At 65.6% G+C, this 16,820-nt stretch carries 15 protein-coding genes; all 15 read left to right on the top strand.

Annotation, left to right across the window (positions count from 1 at the left end; genetic code table 11):
- Nucleotides 1–32 precede the first annotated feature (32 nt).
- The 15 genes from rpsB (at nucleotide 33) to rnhB (ending at nucleotide 16,702) form a co-directional block, all read left to right on the top strand.
- Entirely contained in the window at nucleotides 33–836 is an 804-nt protein-coding gene (gene rpsB, locus ACCQ13_RS05985) for a 30S ribosomal protein S2 (protein ID WP_104603536.1), read from the top strand.
- 168 nt (nucleotides 837–1,004) lie between these two features.
- The gene (gene tsf, locus ACCQ13_RS05980) at nucleotides 1,005–1,883 is read left to right on the top strand and encodes a translation elongation factor Ts (RefSeq protein WP_159406823.1); all 879 of its coding nucleotides are present in this window, start codon (nucleotides 1,005–1,007) and stop codon (nucleotides 1,881–1,883) included.
- 272 nt (nucleotides 1,884–2,155) lie between these two features.
- Nucleotides 2,156–3,673, top strand: a complete 1,518-nt coding sequence (locus tag ACCQ13_RS05975; protein WP_104603534.1) for a sensor domain-containing diguanylate cyclase — start codon at nucleotides 2,156–2,158, stop codon at nucleotides 3,671–3,673.
- A 100-nt stretch (nucleotides 3,674–3,773) separates the two neighbouring features.
- Nucleotides 3,774–4,496 (top strand): UMP kinase, encoded by a 723-nt coding sequence (pyrH, locus tag ACCQ13_RS05970; protein WP_104542672.1) that lies wholly within the window; start codon nucleotides 3,774–3,776, stop codon nucleotides 4,494–4,496.
- Between the two features lie 184 nt (nucleotides 4,497–4,680).
- On the top strand, nucleotides 4,681–5,238 hold the full coding sequence (gene frr, locus ACCQ13_RS05965; protein ID WP_104603533.1) for a ribosome recycling factor: 558 nt from the start codon (nucleotides 4,681–4,683) through the stop codon (nucleotides 5,236–5,238).
- Between the two features lie 17 nt (nucleotides 5,239–5,255).
- Nucleotides 5,256–6,017: a polyprenyl diphosphate synthase gene (uppS, locus tag ACCQ13_RS05960; RefSeq protein WP_104603532.1), complete on the top strand. Its 762-nt coding sequence runs from the start codon at nucleotides 5,256–5,258 to the stop codon at nucleotides 6,015–6,017.
- Nucleotides 6,014–6,841 carry a phosphatidate cytidylyltransferase gene (locus ACCQ13_RS05955; RefSeq protein ID WP_104603531.1) on the top strand — a complete coding sequence of 276 codons (828 nt, stop codon included), beginning with the start codon at nucleotides 6,014–6,016 and terminating at the stop codon, nucleotides 6,839–6,841. The genes uppS and ACCQ13_RS05955 overlap by 4 nt, the downstream gene beginning before the upstream one ends.
- A 2-nt stretch (nucleotides 6,842–6,843) precedes the next feature.
- On the top strand, nucleotides 6,844–8,034 hold the full coding sequence (locus tag ACCQ13_RS05950) for a 1-deoxy-D-xylulose-5-phosphate reductoisomerase (protein WP_104603530.1): 1,191 nt from the start codon (nucleotides 6,844–6,846) through the stop codon (nucleotides 8,032–8,034).
- A 26-nt stretch (nucleotides 8,035–8,060) separates the two neighbouring features.
- Nucleotides 8,061–9,416 carry an RIP metalloprotease RseP gene (gene rseP, locus ACCQ13_RS05945; protein WP_104603529.1) on the top strand — a complete coding sequence of 452 codons (1,356 nt, stop codon included), beginning with the start codon at nucleotides 8,061–8,063 and terminating at the stop codon, nucleotides 9,414–9,416.
- An 86-nt stretch (nucleotides 9,417–9,502) separates the two neighbouring features.
- A complete protein-coding gene (gene bamA, locus ACCQ13_RS05940) occupies nucleotides 9,503–11,908 on the top strand; it encodes an outer membrane protein assembly factor BamA (RefSeq protein ID WP_167526835.1) in 2,406 nt (801 codons plus the stop codon).
- Nucleotides 11,909–12,368: 460 nt separating this feature from the next.
- Nucleotides 12,369–13,382, top strand: a complete 1,014-nt coding sequence (lpxD, locus tag ACCQ13_RS05935; protein WP_159406822.1) for a UDP-3-O-(3-hydroxymyristoyl)glucosamine N-acyltransferase — start codon at nucleotides 12,369–12,371, stop codon at nucleotides 13,380–13,382.
- Nucleotides 13,379–13,840, top strand: coding sequence for a 3-hydroxyacyl-ACP dehydratase FabZ (gene fabZ / locus ACCQ13_RS05930; protein WP_104603527.1), 462 nt, complete (start codon nucleotides 13,379–13,381; stop codon nucleotides 13,838–13,840). Before lpxD ends, fabZ begins: the two co-directional genes overlap by 4 nt.
- A 23-nt stretch (nucleotides 13,841–13,863) precedes the next feature.
- A complete protein-coding gene (gene lpxA / locus ACCQ13_RS05925; RefSeq protein WP_104603526.1) occupies nucleotides 13,864–14,655 on the top strand; it encodes an acyl-ACP--UDP-N-acetylglucosamine O-acyltransferase in 792 nt (263 codons plus the stop codon).
- Nucleotides 14,652–15,971, top strand: a complete 1,320-nt coding sequence (lpxB, locus tag ACCQ13_RS05920) for a lipid-A-disaccharide synthase (RefSeq protein ID WP_223214409.1) — start codon at nucleotides 14,652–14,654, stop codon at nucleotides 15,969–15,971. Before lpxA ends, lpxB begins: the two co-directional genes overlap by 4 nt.
- A complete protein-coding gene (gene rnhB / locus ACCQ13_RS05915; protein ID WP_104603524.1) occupies nucleotides 15,968–16,702 on the top strand; it encodes a ribonuclease HII in 735 nt (244 codons plus the stop codon). Before lpxB ends, rnhB begins: the two co-directional genes overlap by 4 nt.
- Nucleotides 16,703–16,820 lie beyond the last annotated feature (118 nt).

The raw sequence follows: 16,820 nt of genomic DNA, 5'->3' as shown, positions 1-16,820 counted from the left end.
GCACGGCGATTCCGCTATCAGGAGTTTTTTCAATGCCTCAGGTCACCATGCGTCAGATGCTGGAAGCCGGCGTCCATTTCGGCCACCAGACCCGCTACTGGAACCCCAAGATGGCGCCGTACATCTTCGGCGCGCGCGGCAAGATCCACATCATCAACCTCGAGAAGACCGTTCCGCTCTTCAACGACGCGATGAACTTCCTCTCCTCGATCGCGCAGAAGCGCGGCACCGTGCTGTTCCTGGGCACCAAGCGCAGCGCGCGCGAGTCCATCAAGGAAGAAGCCGAGCGTTGCAACATGCCGTTCATGACCCAGCGCTGGCTGGGCGGCACGCTGACCAACTTCCGTACCGTCAAGCAGTCGGTTGCCCGCCTGAAGGAACTGGAAGCCGCCGAAACCGACGGCACCTTCGAAAAGCTGGTCAAGCACGAAGTGCTGGGCCTGCGTCGCGAGCGCGAGAAGCTGGACGCCTCGCTGGGCGGCATCAAGGAAATGAACCGTCTGCCCGACGCGATCTTCGTGATCGACATCGGCCATGAAGACATCGCCATCAAGGAAGCCAAGAAGCTCGGCATCCCGGTGATCGCGGTGGTCGATACCAACTACGATCCGGCCCTGGTCGACTACGCCATCCCGGGCAATGACGACGCCATTCGCGCCGTGCAGCTGTACGCACGCGCCGCTGCCGATGCCGTGCTGGAAGGCAAGGCCGCTGCGCCGAACTCTGCTTCGGTGCGCGAAGAAGAGTTCTCGGCCGACGCCGGCGACGAAGGCAAGGGCCGTCGCGCTCCGGCCAGGAAGGGCGACAAGAAGGCCGACGCCGCCGCTGCCGAGTAATCGGCATGCAATGCGGCCGCACCATGCTGTGCGGCCGCAGCCCCGGCGGATCCCTCGCGACCTGCCGTGCGGGCCACCGAAGACACCGTGGGGGCGGCCGGCACGCTGCACCGTCTCCTACTGGCGGAAACACCTCCGCCGCATGCATTCGTCCAATGAGGTAATCCCGTGGAAATCACTGCTTCCCTGGTCAAGGAACTGCGCGAGCGCACCGGCGCCGGCATGATGGAGTGCAAGAAGGCACTCGTCGAAAACGCTGGCGACATCGATGCCGCTGCCGAGTGGCTGCGCAAGTCGGGCCTGGCCAAGGCCGACAAGAAGGCTGACCGCGTTGCCGCCGAAGGCCGCATCGCCAGCGCACAGGCCGGCGGCAAGGCCGTGCTGGTCGAAGTCAACTCCGAGACCGACTTCGTCGCCAAGGACGAGAACTTCCTGGCCTTCACCGAGGTGGTGGCCAATGCCGCGCTGAACTCGGGCGCGACCGATGCCGAAGCGCTCAAGAGCGTCACGCTGGACAGCGGCGAGACCATCGAAGAGCGTCGCGCCGCGGTCATCGCCAAGGTCGGCGAGAACCTGCAGGTGCGTCGCCTGGTGCGGATCGACAGCGCCAACAACGTCGCCGCCTATGTGCACGGCGGCCGCATCGGCGTGCTGGTCGAGCTGAAGGGTGGCGACATCGAGCTGGCCCGCGGCATCGCCATGCACATCGCCGCCATGAACCCGCCGCACGTCAAGGCTTCCGACGTGCCGGCCGAGTTCATCGCCAAGGAAAAGGAAATCGAGCTGGCCAAGATGTCCGACAAGGACAAGGCCAAGCCGGCCGACATCCTGGAAAAGATCATCAGCGGCAAGATCAGCAAGATCGTCAACGAAGTCACCCTGTACGGCCAGCCGTACGTGCTGAACACCGACCAGACCGTCGAGCAGGCGGTCAAGGCCGCCGGCGCCGACGTGGTCGGCTTCCAGCGCCTGGCGGTCGGCGAAGGCATCGAGAAGGTGGTGGAAGACTACGCCGCCGAAGTGATGAAGCAGGCCGGCCTGGCCTGATCGTCACACCATGCAGAAAAAGCCGCGGCATGCCGCGGCTTTTTTGTGCCTGCAGCGCGCGTGCGCCAACGATGCCCTGCCGATCCTGCACAATCACCACATAGGCAACGGCACCGATGCTACAGATGTGCCCGCCGGTGCCGTTACCTGCAGACGCCGACCAGGCTTTCAGCACCCAGCGCACATGCAACGCAACGCAACGATTGCCGAGCATGGCGCGCCCTACCTACCGAACGCCGCTCTATGCTGGCGCTCACTGTCGGCGATGACACATGCAACCAGATCTCCAGGCCGCCCTGCTCTACTGCCGCAACCTCCCCTCCCCGCCCGGGATCGCACTGCGCATCATCGAGCTGGCACAGGATCCGGACGTGGACATGGCCACCGCCGCCGACGTCATCGGCATGGACATGGCCCTGAGCGCGCGCATGCTGCGCGTGGCCAATTCGCCGCTCTACGCCAGTCGCCGCCGCGTCGACAACCTGGGTCAGGCATTGACCATGCTCGGACTCAACGCCACCTTGAGCCTGGCATTGGGGTTTTCGATGGTGCATGGCCTGCGCAGCACCTTCGCCCCCCAGCACGAGCGCGTCTGGCGTCGTGCCGGCCTGTGCGCGCTGGCCAGCCGTGTGTTGGGCCAGGCCTACGGCATCCGCAAGCCGGAAGAACTGATGCTGGCCGGGCTGCTGCAGGACATCGGCACGCTGGCACTGCTGCAGGGCGCGCCGGACACGTATGCGCAGCTGTTCGAGCACGCGACCGACAACACCGCGCTGCTGGACGCCGAACGCCAACACCTGGGCACCACGCATGCCGATGTGGGTGCCTGGCTGGCGCACCAGTGGCAACTGCCACCCTATTTGCAGAATGCGATCGCACAGAGCGAGGAAGATCCAGCCAGCCTGGAACCGTTCATGGCGTGCGTGGCGCTGTCCGGGCGCCTGGCCGACATCTGGCTGTCGGCCAGCGCCGCCGCCGCGACCGAGTGCGCGCAGCGGCAGGCGCAGGACGTGCTGCACCTGGACGCCGAACGCTTCGAAAAGGTGATCGAACGCATTGCCGAATCGCTTCCAGAACTGGAGGCCCTGTTCGACATCCGCGTGCCGCAGCCCGAGCACGTCCAGATGATTTTCGAACAGGCACGCGAACTGGCGATGCTGCGCAACCTGCGCGAGTTGCAGGAAGTAGCCGAGGCACGCCGGCATGCCGACGAATCGGAAAACCGCATGCGCCACCTGGCCGAACAGGCCAGCCGCGATGCACTCACCGGCGTATTCAACCGGCACCAGCTCGGCACCGCGCTGGCGCATGAGTTCGACCTGGCCTCGCGGCAGGGCTGGCCACTGTCGATCGCCTTCATCGACCTGGACAATTTCAAGCGCATCAACGATGCGCATGGCCACCTGGTGGGCGACAAGGTGCTGCGCAACTTCGCGCAGACATTGCAGCGCATGGTGCGCGCCAGCGATCTGGTGGCACGCTACGGCGGCGAGGAATTCCTGGTGATCCTGCCCAACACGCCGGCCGAAGCGGCCTTGATGGTGGTCGAACGCATCCTGGCCGAAACCGCGCGCACGCCGATGGCGCAGCTGCAGGGCGGCCCGCTGCACATCACGTTCTCGGCCGGCCTGGCCACGCATGGCGGCGTCGAACGTCAGTTCGACAGCATCGATCATCTGCTGCAGGCTGCCGACAGCACGCTGTACCGCTCCAAGCACCGCGGCCGCAACCGCGTGAGCACCTACGATGCGACCGAGGTGCCCACCCCGCCAGGCCCTCGGGCGCATTGACGGCACCTCGACCCAGGCCAGAGGAACTTTTAGCACGCCCCGGTGGCAGGCTTCCGCTAGAATTGCCGGCGTTTGCCGTCCCCCACCCCCGAGGTCTCCCATGTCTGAGCTTTCCTATCGCCGCATTCTTCTCAAACTATCCGGGGAGGCGCTGATGGGAGACGGGGACTACGGCATCGATCCCAAGGTCATCAATCGGCTCGCGCTGGAAGTGATCGAAGCCCAGCAGGCCGGCGCACAGGTGGCCCTGGTCATCGGCGGTGGCAACATCTTCCGCGGCGCCGGCCTGGCCGCCAGCGGCATGGACCGCGTCACCGGCGATCACATGGGCATGCTGGCCACGGTGATCAACGCGCTGGCCATGCAGGATGCGCTGGAAAAGCTCGGCGCCAAGGTGCGCGTGATGAGCGCGATCAAGATCAACGATGTCTGCGAGGACTTCATCCGTCGCCGCGCCATGCGTCATCTGGAAAAAGGCCGCATCGCGATCTTCGCCGCCGGCACCGGCAATCCGTTCTTCACCACCGATTCGGGCGCCGCGCTGCGTGCGATCGAGATCGGTGCCGACCTGCTGCTGAAGGCAACCAAGGTCGATGGCGTGTACGACAAGGACCCCAAGAAGCACAGCGACGCGGTGCGCTACGACAGCCTGACCTACGACGAAGTCATCCTGCAGGGCCTGGAAGTGATGGACACCGCCGCCTTCGCGCTGGCACGCGATAGCGACCTGCCGCTGCGCATCTTCGGCATGAGCGAGCCCGGCGTGCTGCTGCGCATCCTGCGCGGCGAGCAGATCGGCACGTTGGTGCAGGGCCGTAGCTGAGGCCGGGAATCGGGAATCGTTAGAGCGCAGTGCTGACGCCTGCGTTGATGCCTGTCCGTCGAGCGCCTCCAGCGGCAAGCGACGCTTGCAAGTGAACCGGCTGCGCGGGTCCTGACCACGCGCGAGTCGGGAAACCCCAGTCCCGGCTATAATCCGCGGATTCAGCTCCACACGGATTCCGGCGATGCTCACCCAGATCAAACAAGACGCGCAGACGCGCATGACCAAGAGCATCGATGCTCTGCGCCATTCCCTGACCACCGTGCGTACCGGCCGTGCATCGCCGGCGCTGCTGGATGGCATCAAGGTCAAGGCCTACGGTGCCGATACGCCCCTCAACCAGGTCGCCAGCATCAGCGTCTCCGAAGGCCGCTCGCTGGTCATCAGCCTGTTCGACAAAGGCATGATCAAGGACGTGGAAAAGGCCATCTACGCCTCGGATCTGGGCCTGACCCCGACCGTGGTGGGCACCGTGATCCGGCTCAACCTGCCGCCGCTGACCGAGGAGCGCCGCAAGGAGCTCAGCAAGGCCGTGCACGGTGAAGGCGAAGACAGCAAGGTGGCCATCCGCAACATCCGTCGCGATGCCAACCAGCAGGTCAAGGATCTGCTCAAGGACAAGGCTGTCACCGAAGACGAGGCGCGCAGCGCCGAAGACGACATCCAGAAGCTCACCGACAAGGCCATCAAGGATGTGGATGAGGTCGTCAAGGGCAAGGAACAGGAATTGATGACGGTCTGATCGTGGCATTGCCTGCCATGCATCCAGCCCCCTCCAACGACGCGGTGCCGCGCCACCTTGCCATCATCATGGATGGCAATGGGCGTTGGGCGCAGCGCCGCCGCCGTCCGCGCATGATCGGCCATCGCGCCGGTGCGCGGGCGGTCAATCGCACCATCGATTTCTGCCTGGAAAAAGGCGTCGGCGCACTGACCCTGTTCGCGTTCTCCAGTGAAAACTGGGGCCGCCCGCAGGAAGAGGTGGATGCACTGATGAAGCTGTTCCTGCATGCACTGGACCGCGAGGTCGAAGAACTGCAGCGGCGCGGCGTGCAGGTGCGTTTCATTGGCGAGCGCGACCGCTTCGCCGCGCCGTTGCGTGAGCGCATGGCCGCCGCCGAACGCCTCACCGCCGCCAATGCGCGGCTGGTGCTGAGCATCGCGGCCAGCTACGGCGGCCGCCAGGACATTGCGCAGGCTGCGCGTGCGCTGGCCGAAGAGGTCGCAGCCGGCCGGCTGCAACCGCAGCAGATCGACGAGGCCCTGCTCGCCAGCCGGGTCGCCCTGGCCGACCTGCCGGCCCCGGACCTGTTCATCCGCACCGGTGGCGACACCCGCATCAGCAATTTCCTGCTGTGGCAGATGGCCTATACCGAGCTGTGGTTCACCGACACCCTGTGGCCGGAGTTCGATGCCGGCGTGCTGCAGCAGGCGCTGGACGATTATGCCGGGCGCGAGCGTCGCTTCGGCCTGACCAGCGCCCAGATCGCCCTTCAGGCGACGGAGACCACCCCGGCATGACCAGAACCCGCGTGATTGCCGCGCTCATCATGGCGCCGCTCGCCATCTGCGCGATCGTGCTGCTGCCCACCCAGTGGCTGGCGGCACTGGCAGCGGTGCTGTTCCTGACCGGGCTGTGGGAGTGGCTCAAACTGTCCGGCATCGACGACAGCCTGCCGCGCACCGTGCTGCTGATGCTCAACCTGCTGCTGATGGTGCTGATGGTGTGGGCGTCGGCCGGCTCGATGGTGCTGTTCCAGATCGCCGCACTGGTCGGGGTGGTGTGGTGGGTGCTGGCGCTGCTGTGGCTGCGCTTTTTCACCTTCGGCGCCGATCACGGCAACGGCCAGGCACGCGCGCTCAAGCTCGCGGCCGGCAGCCTGGCGGTGCTTCCCGCCTGGGCCGCGCTCGTGCTGCTGCATGCCAACACACACAAGGGCAACCTGTGGCTGCTGACCGCGCTGACCATGGTGTGGGCGGCCGACTCGGGCGCGTACTTTGCCGGGCGCGCGTTCGGCAAGCACAAGTTGGCACCGCGCATCAGCCCCAACAAGACCATCGAAGGCCTGGCCGGCGGCCTGTTGGCCGGGATCGTGGTGGCCTGCGCCTTCGGCTGGCTGGCCGGGCTGACCCTGGCACAGGCGCCACTGCTGGTGCTGGTGGCGGCGGTAGCGGTGCTGGCCTCGGTACTTGGCGACCTGTTCGAAAGCCTGCTCAAGCGGCACGCCGGGGCCAAGGACTCGGGAGCGGTGATTCCCGGCCATGGCGGCGTGCTGGACCGGATCGACGGCGTCCTTGCGGCCTTGCCGGTGTTCGCACTGGGCAAGGACATTCTCGGATTCTAGGCATGGCTGGCTCTTCCTCCCGCCAGGTCGCCGTGTTCGGCGCGACCGGCTCGATCGGCGCTTCGGCACTGGACGTGATCGCCCGCCACCCCGACCGGCTGCACGCCAGCGTGCTCTCCGCCGGCCGGCAGGTCGATGCACTGTTGGCGCTGTGCGCCACCCACCAGCCCGCGCACGCGGTGATCGCCGACCAAGCGCTGTATCCGGCGCTGCGCGACGGCCTGCGTGCCGCCGGCCTGGCCACCCAGGCGCATGCCGGTGGTGCAGCCCTGGATGCACTGGCCGCCAGCGACGCCTGCGATACCGTCGTGGCCGCCATCGTGGGCGCCGCCGGGCTGCCCTCCACCCTGGCCGCCGCACGCGCCGGCAAGCGCCTGTTGCTGGCCAACAAGGAATCGCTGGTGCTGGCCGGCGAACTGCTGACCCGCACCGCCACTGCGGCCGGCGCGGAGATCATCCCGATCGACAGCGAACATAGCGCCATCTTCCAGTGCCTGCGCTCCTGCGATGCCAGCGCCGGCGTTCGGCGAGTGGTCCTGACCGCTTCCGGCGGGCCGTTCCGCGGCTGGGACCGCGCCGCCCTGACGGCGGTGACACCCGCACAGGCGGTGGCGCACCCCAAATGGTCGATGGGCCCGAAGATCTCGGTGGATTCGGCGACCCTGATGAACAAGGGCCTGGAAGTCATCGAGGCGCATCACCTGTTCGGCCTGTCCGGCGACCGGATCGACGTGCTGGTGCATCCGCAGAGCCTGGTGCACTCGCTGGTCGAGTTCGTCGACGGCTCCACCCTGGCCCAGCTCGGCCTGCCGGACATGCGTACCACCCTGGCGGTCGGCCTGGCGTGGCCGGAGCGGATCGACTCCGGAGTTGCCGGGCTGGACCTGTTGCAGCACGGCCGGCTGGAGTTCGAGGCGCCGAACGTGGACGCCTTCCCATGCCTGCGCCTGTCCTGGGAGGCGCTGCGCGCCGGCGGGACCGCACCGGCCATCCTGAACGCGGCCAACGAAGTGGCCGTTTCAGCGTTTCTTCAGGGCCATATAGGTTTCCTAGCGATCCCTGCGTTGGTCGAACACACGCTGACAACGCTCCCCCGACACACTGCCGACTCCCTGGACACCCTGCTGCTTGCCGACGCGCAAGCCCGGCAGATCACCGAACGCGCCCTTGCCCACTACGCCCCGCATGCCTGACCGTTTCACGCAACCGAGTTGCATCCATGGGTGATTTCATCGGTTCGGTCTGGTGGATGATCGTCAGCCTGGGCGTGTTGGTGACTTTCCACGAATTCGGACATTTCTGGGTGGCGCGCCGCTGCGGAGTCAAGGTGCTGCGGTTTTCAGTGGGTTTCGGCAAACCGTTGTGGATGCGCCGCGACCGTCACGGCACCGAGTTCGTGGTGGCCGCCATCCCGCTGGGCGGCTACGTCAAGATGCTCGACGAGCGCGAAGGCGATGTGCACCCGGCCGAGCAGGAGCAGGCCTTCAACCGCAAGACCGTCTGGCAGCGCATCGCCATCGTCGCTGCCGGCCCGATCGCCAACCTGCTGCTGTGCATGGCGATGTTGTGGGCCATGTTCGTGGTCGGCAAGCAGGATTATTCGGCCACCGTGGGCCGCGCCGATGGCCTGGCTGCCGCAGCCGGCCTGACCCCGGGCGAGCGCATCGTGCGCATCGACGGCCGCCGCGTGACCAGCTGGAGCGATGCCAGCCTGCAGCTCACCACCGCGGCAATGGACAAGCGCGATATCCAAGTGCTCACCGCCGCCGAGGGTGGTGGCAACAGCGACCACACCTTGCGTCTTTCGCAGCTGCCGGTCGGTTTCGACGAGCGCCGCGTGGCATCGCTGGCCGGCATAGGCTGGCAGTTCATGCTGCAGCCGCCGGTGGTCGCCGAAGTGGTCCCCGGCTCGGTGGCCGATGGCCTGCTCAAGCCGGGCGACCGCATCGTGGCCATCGACGGCCAGCCGATCCGCTCGGCCGAAGACATCATTCCGCAGGTGCAGGCGCTGGGCGAACACGGCGGCCTGGGCATGATCGAGGTAGCGCGCAAGGGCGAACAGGGCGAAGACCGCTTGGCGCTGGAGATCGCCCCGCGCAAATCGCCGCAGGGCCAATGGATGATCGGCATCCGCCCGGCCGCAGCGCCCGCCCCGGCCTACGACAGCCGCCAGCAGTACGGCTTCTTCGCCGCCGTACCTGCCGCCATTCGCGAAACCGGCCGGATGACCGCCGATTCGCTGGGCATGATGAAGCGCATGCTGACCGGCCAGGCTTCGGTCAAGAACATCTCCGGGCCGGTCACCATCGCCCGCGCGGCCAATGCCTCGGCCGAGCGCGGGCTCGACTGGTTCCTGTATTTCCTGGGCCTGCTGTCGCTGAGCCTGGCGATCATCAACCTGATGCCCATCCCGATCTTGGACGGTGGGCACCTGCTGTATTACCTTATCGAGTTGGTCAAGGGCAGCCCGCTCAGCGAACAGGCCATGATCGCCGGACAATATGTCGGCCTGGCGGTCCTGGCGGGCCTGATGGGGCTGGCGTTCTACAACGATATCCTTGGCCTGGTTCCATGATGCAGCTGTTCTCCCCCTATCGCCTGTTGTCGTCGTCATACGCCGGCACCCAGCAACACCCGCAATCGACTCCAACCGGATGTGACATGACGCGTCTTCCCACTCGCCGCCTGCTTGCCCTCGCTCTTGCCGCCGGCCTCAGCCTGCCAGCCATTGCCCTGGCCGCCGAGCCGTTCGTCGCCAGCGACATCCGCGTCGACGGCCTGCAGCGCATCGCATCCGGCACCGTGTTCACCTACCTGCCGGTGAACCGCGGCGACACCGTGGACGATGCCAAGGTGGCCGACTCGATCCGCGCGCTCTACCGCACCGGCTTCTTCGAAGATGTGCAGCTGGACCGCCAGGGCAACATCCTGGTGATTACGGTCAAGGAGCGTCCGGCGATCAACAAGCTCACCGTGACCGGCAACAAGGACATCAAGTCCGAGGAACTGCTCAAGGGCCTGGGCGATATCGGCCTGTCCGAGGGCGGTACCTTCGACCGCCTGAGCCTGGACCGCGTGACCCAGGAACTGACCCGCCAGTACAACAATCGCGGCAAGTACAACGTCGAGATCACCCCAACGGTGAGCCCGCTGGACCGCAACCGCGTGGATGTGGCCATCGCGATCAAGGAGGGCAAGGCGGCCAAGATCCGCCACGTCAACCTGATCGGCACCGAGAAGTTCGCCAACCAGGACATCCTGGATAACTGGGAATCCAAGGAGCACAACTGGGCATCGTGGTATCGCCGCGACGACCAGTACTCCAAGGAAAAGATGTCCGGCGACCTGGAGAAGCTCAACTCCTGGTACCTGGACCGCGGCTATGTGGACTTCAGCATCGACTCCACCCAGGTGTCGATCAGCCCGGACAAGCGCGACATGTTCGTCAGCGCCGGCGTCACCGAGGGCGAGCAATACAAGATTTCCGAAATCAAGGTCACCGGCGACACCGTGCTGCCGCAGGCCGACATCGAGCGCCTGGTGATCCCCAAGGCCGGCGACATCTTCTCGCGTGCGCTGCTGGAGTACACCTCCGATGCGATCACCAATACGCTGAGCAACGTCGGCTATGCCTTCGCCAAGGTCAATCCGATCCCGACCCCGAACCGCGAGGACCGCACCGTTGCGGTGAACCTGCAGGTGGTGCCCGGCCCGCGCGTGACCGTGCGCCGCATCCTCTACAAGGGCAACAGCCGCACCTCCGATGAAGTGCTGCGCCGCGAAATGCGCCAATTCGAGAACACCTGGTATTCGCAGGCGGCGATCGACCGTTCCAAGATCCGCCTGCAACGCCTGGGCTACTTTGAGTCGGTGAACGTGGAAACCCCCGCGGTGCCCGGCAGCAACGACCAGGTGGACGTGGTGTATGACGTCAAGGAAACCACCTCCGGAAGCTTCGTGTTCGGCCTGGGCTTCTCGCAGGCCTTCGGCGTGACCACCTCGGTGCAGTTGTCGCAGAACAACTTCCTGGGCGGCGGCAACCGGGTGGCGGTGGAGGCCTCGCGCAGCACCTTCCAGCAGCGTTATGCATTCTCCTACACCAATCCGTTCTTCACCGACGACGGCGTCTCGCTGGGCTACAACCTGTCCTGGCGCTCGCTGGACTACTCGGACTTCAACACCGCGCAGTTCAACAGCACGAACGGTTCGGCGCAGGTGATCTTCGGCGTCCCGATCACCGAGAACGACACCGTCTCGGCGATGATCGGCGTGGACAGCAACCAGATCACCACCTTCCCCGGCACCACGCCGCAGGCGATCGTGGACTACATCCGTGCCGTCGGCACGGACACCTTCAAGGCCGTGCGCACCGAGTTCGGCTGGGCACGCGATACCCGCAACGAGATGTTCATGCCGACCCGCGGCATGTTCCAGCGCGTGGGCCTGGAAACCACTCTGCCCGGCTCAACGGTCGAGTACTACAAGCTCAACTACCAGATCTCCAAGTATTGGCCGATCATCCCGGCGCTGGTGCTGAACACCCGCTTCGAGCTGGGCTACGGCGACAGCTACGGCAAGGACACCACGGTCGACATCTGTGGCGCGGTCAACAACGCCACCGTGACCGAGCAGGCCTGCAACGGTAGCAACCGCCTGCGCAGCGTGACCGCCACCGGGCTGCCGTTCTACGAGAACTTCTACGCTGGCGGTACCAACTCGGTGCGCGGCTTCGAGGACAATACGCTGGGCCCGCGCTCGGAAGCCATCAACGGGTTCAACCGCGGCCAGCCGCTGGGTGGCTCGTTCAAGACGGTCGGCTCGGTGGAAATGTATTTCCCCAAGCTGTTCGACAGCCCGTCCGCGCGCATCTCGGCCTTCTTCGATTTCGGCAACGTCTACAGCGGCGTGGACAACTTCAAGGCCAACGAATTGCGTGCCTCGACCGGTGTCGCGCTGTTGTGGCGCGCGCCGGTCGGTCCCATTTCGATCAGCTACGCATTCCCGCTGAAGAAGGAAGACAACGACGAGATCGAGCGCCTGCAGTTCACTTTCGGCGGCCAGTTCTAGAAAAAAAAGGGCGAGATCAGACTCGCCCTTCACCGCACGAACTGATTGGACTCAAAATGCCTAACCTCTTGCAAGCCTCATGCACTCATCGAAACTCGATTTACACTGGTGCTGGGATCCACCTCCCGACAAGCAGTTCCCATATATTTTTTGGCATGTAGCAGGTGTGGGGGTGCCTAACTGGGCTGCCGCGGAGCCAATGAAGAGCAGGTAGAGCGCCAAACCCAATAAAGAACACGAAGCCTTTACAGTTATACGCTTGCTCATAAAATACTCCAATTTATTTTCAATCAGAATACTGCGACCCTAAGCGCTCACTAAATTAATTAGTGGCGCGCATTTCTAACAAGAAAAATATTGCAAGTCAACCATGGGAATGACTTTCAAAATACTACATTTAAATAAATTACCATAATGTAAAGTTACAATTGAGCTCACACCAAACGAAGAGGTTCGTCCAATGCAACTGCCCATTAAAGAAATCGCGGAACGATTCGGATTGGCCATGCAGGGCGACGGCACTATCAAGATCGACGGTGTGGCCACGCTAAGCACTGCCGGACCCGGACAACTCAGCTTCCTGTCCAATCCACGCTACCGACCGCAACTGGCGCAGACACAGGCGGCCGTGGTGGTCCTGCGCGCCGACGATGCCGAGGCAGCGCAAGGCACTGCCCTGATCGCCAAGGACCCGTACACCGCGTTCGCCAAGATCGCCGCGTTGTTCGATGTGCCGCCGGTGCGCGCGCCGGGCATCCATCCGTCGGCGGTGATCGATCCCACCGCGCAGGTGGCGCCGGGCGCGCATGTCGGCCCGTTCGTCAGCATCGGGGCGCGCAGCCGCGTGGGCGATGGCTGCGTGATCGGCACCGGCAGCATCGTCGGCGAAGACTGCGTGGTGGGCGATGGCAGCGAACTGCTCGCCCGCGTCACCCTGGTCACCCGCGTGCGCCTGGGCAAGCGCGTGCGCATCCATCCGGGCGCAGTGATCGGCGCCGACGGCTTCGGCCTGGCAATGGATGCCGGCCACTGGATCAAGGTGCCGCAGCTGGGCGGCGTGGTCATCGGCGACGATTGCGAGATCGGCGCCAACACCTGTATCGACCGCGGCGCGCTCGAAGACACCGTCCTGGAAGAAGACGTGCGCGTGGATAACCTGGTACAGATTGCGCACAACTGCCGCATCGGCGCCCATAGCGCCATCGCCGGCTGTACCGGCATTGCCGGCAGCGCCAAGATCGGCCGCTATTGCCTGCTGGGCGGGCATGTCGGCGTGGTCGGCCATCTGGAGATCTGCGACAAGGTCGTCATCACCGGCAAGTCGGTGGTGCGCAATTCCATCCATGAGCCGGGCGAGTATTCGTCCGGCACCCCTCTCACCGACAATCGCACGTGGCGCAAGAATGCCGCGCGCTTCAAACAGCTCGATGCGTTGGCAAGGCGCATCCTGGCTGTGGGCAAGGAGAACGCATGAGTCACCCCGTTTATGAGTTGCCGATCGACGTCAACCAGATCAAGACGCTGATGCCGCACCGCTATCCGTTCCTGCTGATCGACCGGGTCATCGAGCTGGACCTGGAAGCCAGGCGCATCGTCGGGCAGAAGAACGTCAGCAGCAACGAGCCGTTCTTCCAGGGCCACTTCCCGACCCGTCCGGTGATGCCGGGCGTGCTGATCATCGAGGCGCTGGCGCAGGCCGGCGGTGTTCTGACCCAGCTGGGCCTGGGCCGCGATGCGTCGTCCAAACTGTTCTATATGGTCAAGGTCGACAATGCCCGCTTCAACAAGCAGGTGGTGCCGGGCGACGTGTTGATGCTGGAAGTGCAGATGAAGCGCCTGATCCGCAACATGGGGTGCTATTACGGCGAGGCCAAGGTCAACGGCGAAGTCGTGGCCAGCGCGGAAGTCATGTGCGCCGGTGCCAAGGAATAATCCGTTTTTGGAGGTGAGAGACGATGCGTGATCAGGCACCCTTGATTCATCCCACCGCCGTCATCGATCCCGCGGCGCGATTGGCCGAGGACGTCCGCATTGGTGCGTTCTGCCTGATCGGCGCGGACGTGGAGATCGGCGCTGGCACCGAGGTGGGGCCGCATTGCTCGATCAACGGTCCTACCCGGATCGGCCGCGACAACCGCTTCATCGGCCATGCGGCGATCGGTGGCGAACCGCAGGACAAGAAGTACGCCGGCGAGCGCACCGAGCTTACGATCGGTAACCGCAACGTGATCCGCGAGTTCGTCACCATCAACCGCGGCACCGGCGGCGGCGGCGGCGCCACCGTGGTCGGCGACGACAACTGGATGCTGGCCTACACGCACGTGGCGCACGACTGCCATGTCGGCAACCACTGCGTGTTTTCCAACAACACCACCCTGGCCGGCCACGTCACCGTGGGCGACTACGTCATCATCAGTGGCTTTGCCGGCGCACACCAGTTCTGCCGCATCGGCGCGCACGCCTTCCTGGGCATGGGCGCGCTGACCAACGGCGACGTGCCGCCCTTCACCATGGTCGGCAGCGATTCGCTGGGCCGCCCGCGCGGCATCAACAGCGAAGGCCTCAAGCGCCGCGGCTTCGACGCCGAGCGCATCACTGCGATCAAGCGTGCCTACCGCACGCTGTACGTGGCGGGCCTGCCACTGGCCGACGCCAAGGCGCAACTGGCCGAGCAGGCCAGGGACAGCGAAGACGTGCGTGGCATGCTGGAGTTCATCGAAGCGGCGGAAAGGCCGTTGCTGCGATGACGGGAATCGGGAATCGGGAATCGGGAATCGAGACAGGCGTGCAGGAGCGCGCGCCTGCAGACGGCGACCCGACGGCTCTGCCGATTCCCCATTCCCCACTCCCCATTCCCGGCGCGCATGCGCGCCCTCCCCGCATCGCCCTGATCGCAGGCGAGGCCTCCGGCGACATCCTGGGCGCGGGCCTGATCGAGCAGTTGCGGCTGCGCTACCCGGGCGCCGAATGCGTGGGCATCGGCGGCGATGCGATGCGCGGTGCGGGATGCCAGACCTGGTTCGACGCCAGCGAGCTGGCGGTGATGGGCCTGACCGAGGTGCTGCGCCATCTGCCGCGCCTGCTCAAGCTGCGTCGCGCGTTCCGCGAGCGCGTGCTGGCGTGGAAGCCGGATGTGTTCATCGGCATCGACGCGCCGGATTTCAATCTACCGGTAGAGCGCTGGCTCAAGCAGCGTGGCATCAAGACAGTGCATTACGTCAGCCCCTCGGTCTGGGCCTGGCGCGAAAAGCGTGCGGAAAAGATCGGCGCCAGTGCCGACCTGGTGCTGTGCCTGTTCCCGATGGAACCGCCGATCTATGCCAGACACGGCGTGGACGCGCGCTTCGTCGGCCACCCGATGGCCGACGATATCGCCTACCAGGCCGACCGCCAGGCCGCACGCGCCAAGCTGGGCGTGTCCGCTTCCAGCACCGTGCTGGCGGTGCTGCCGGGTAGCCGGCAGGGCGAGATCAGCCGGCTCGGCGACACCTTCTTCCAGGCCGCCTGGCTGGTATCCGAACACCTGTCCAACCTGCATGTGCTGGTGCCCGCCGCCAACACGGGCTGCAAGCAATTGCTGGCCGAGCAGCTCTCGCGCTCGTCGCTGCCGGTGATGCGCTCGCACCTGCTCGACGGCCAGGCGCGCACCGCGATGCTGGCCGCCGACGTGGTGCTGCTGGCCTCCGGCACCGCCACGCTGGAAGCCATGCTGGTCAAGCGCCCGATGGTGGTCGGCTACAAGGTGGCGCCGCTGACCTACCGCATCGTCAAGACGCTGGGCCTGCTCAAGGTCAACCGCTACGCGCTGCCCAACATCCTGGCCAATGACGACCTCGCCCCCGAGCTGATGCAGGACGACTGCACCCCGGAACGGCTGTGCGTCGCCCTGCTGGACTGGTTCAAGCACCCGGAGAAGGTCGCCGCCCTGCAACCGCGTTACCTGGCCCTGCATGCCGAACTGCGCCGCGATGCCTCCGCGCGCGCGGCCGATGCGGTGGCTGGGCTGCTGACGCAGCCGGAATCGGGAATCGGGAATCGGGAATCGGCAGAAGGTGGCCCATGAAGCGCTCCACCTCCCCTGCTGCCTTGGTCGTTCCGACGACGCAGGACGGGCTTTTCCACGATTCCCCACTCCCGATTCCCGATTCCCGTCTCATCGCCGGCGTCGACGAAGCCGGCCGCGGTCCGCTGGCCGGGCCGGTGGCGGTGGCGGCGGTGGTCTTGGATCCTGCCAAGCCGCGCATCAACGGGTTGGACGATTCCAAGCAACTGACTGCCGAGCGCCGCGAGCAGCTGTACGCGCGCATCGTCGACCGGGCGCTGGCGTGGTCGGTGGTGTTGATCGACAGCGAAGAGATCGACCGCATCAACATCTACCAGGCCACCATGCTCGGCATGCGGCGCGCGGTGGAAGGGGTGGCGCATGTGGCCGGGTTTGCGCGCATCGACGGCAACCGCGTGCCCAAGGGGCTGCCTTGCCCGGCCGAGGCGCTGGTCGGCGGCGATGGCCTGGACCGCGCCATCATGGCGGCCTCGATCGTGGCCAAGGTCACCCGCGACCGCCTGATGCACGCCCTGCACGCCCAATACCCCAACTACCGCTTCGACCAGCACAAGGGCTATGCCACGCCGGTACATCTGACCGCGCTGCGAAAGTATGGGCCATGCCCGCAGCACCGGCGCAGCTTTGCGCCGGTGCGGTTGGCGCTGGAAAGCCGGGAGAGCCGGTCTCCGGAACCGGGGACCGGGGACCCGGAACAGCTGCGGATCTTGCAACACGCCGGGGCCGTCTAGGCACAGACCGGCGCAGCTCCCCGCCCGTGCAGGAAGCGATGCGCGGGCTTTCAATCAAGCGATTCACCGCTTTTCCGGGTCCCCGGCCCCGGGTCCCGGGTCCCGCCGCCCCACCTGT

This window comes from Xanthomonas sp. NCPPB 1638, from assembly GCF_041475635.2.
Taxonomy (GTDB): Bacteria; Pseudomonadota; Gammaproteobacteria; order Xanthomonadales; family Xanthomonadaceae; genus Xanthomonas; species Xanthomonas cucurbitae.
The sequence above is the reverse complement of the archived record's forward strand: the minus strand, read 5'-3'. Positions and strand labels throughout refer to the sequence as shown.

Excerpts from the sequence above, each read along its gene's own strand:
- rpsB (WP_104603536.1), top strand. The coding sequence starts at position 33 with ATGCCTCAGGTCACCATGCGTCAGATGCTGGAAGCCGGCGTCCATTTC.
- ACCQ13_RS05975 (WP_104603534.1), top strand. The coding sequence starts at position 2,156 with ATGCAACCAGATCTCCAGGCCGCCCTGCTCTACTGCCGCAACCTCCCC.
- pyrH (WP_104542672.1), top strand. The coding sequence starts at position 3,774 with ATGTCTGAGCTTTCCTATCGCCGCATTCTTCTCAAACTATCCGGGGAG.
- frr (WP_104603533.1), top strand. The coding sequence starts at position 4,681 with ATGCTCACCCAGATCAAACAAGACGCGCAGACGCGCATGACCAAGAGC.
- uppS (WP_104603532.1), top strand. The coding sequence starts at position 5,256 with ATGCATCCAGCCCCCTCCAACGACGCGGTGCCGCGCCACCTTGCCATC.
- ACCQ13_RS05955 (WP_104603531.1), top strand. The coding sequence starts at position 6,014 with ATGACCAGAACCCGCGTGATTGCCGCGCTCATCATGGCGCCGCTCGCC.
- ACCQ13_RS05950 (WP_104603530.1), top strand. The coding sequence starts at position 6,844 with ATGGCTGGCTCTTCCTCCCGCCAGGTCGCCGTGTTCGGCGCGACCGGC.
- rseP (WP_104603529.1), top strand. The coding sequence starts at position 8,061 with ATGGGTGATTTCATCGGTTCGGTCTGGTGGATGATCGTCAGCCTGGGC.
- bamA (WP_167526835.1), top strand. The coding sequence starts at position 9,503 with ATGACGCGTCTTCCCACTCGCCGCCTGCTTGCCCTCGCTCTTGCCGCC.
- lpxD (WP_159406822.1), top strand. The coding sequence starts at position 12,369 with ATGCAACTGCCCATTAAAGAAATCGCGGAACGATTCGGATTGGCCATG.
- fabZ (WP_104603527.1), top strand. The coding sequence starts at position 13,379 with ATGAGTCACCCCGTTTATGAGTTGCCGATCGACGTCAACCAGATCAAG.
- lpxA (WP_104603526.1), top strand. The coding sequence starts at position 13,864 with ATGCGTGATCAGGCACCCTTGATTCATCCCACCGCCGTCATCGATCCC.
- lpxB (WP_223214409.1), top strand. The coding sequence starts at position 14,652 with ATGACGGGAATCGGGAATCGGGAATCGGGAATCGAGACAGGCGTGCAG.
- rnhB (WP_104603524.1), top strand. The coding sequence starts at position 15,968 with ATGAAGCGCTCCACCTCCCCTGCTGCCTTGGTCGTTCCGACGACGCAG.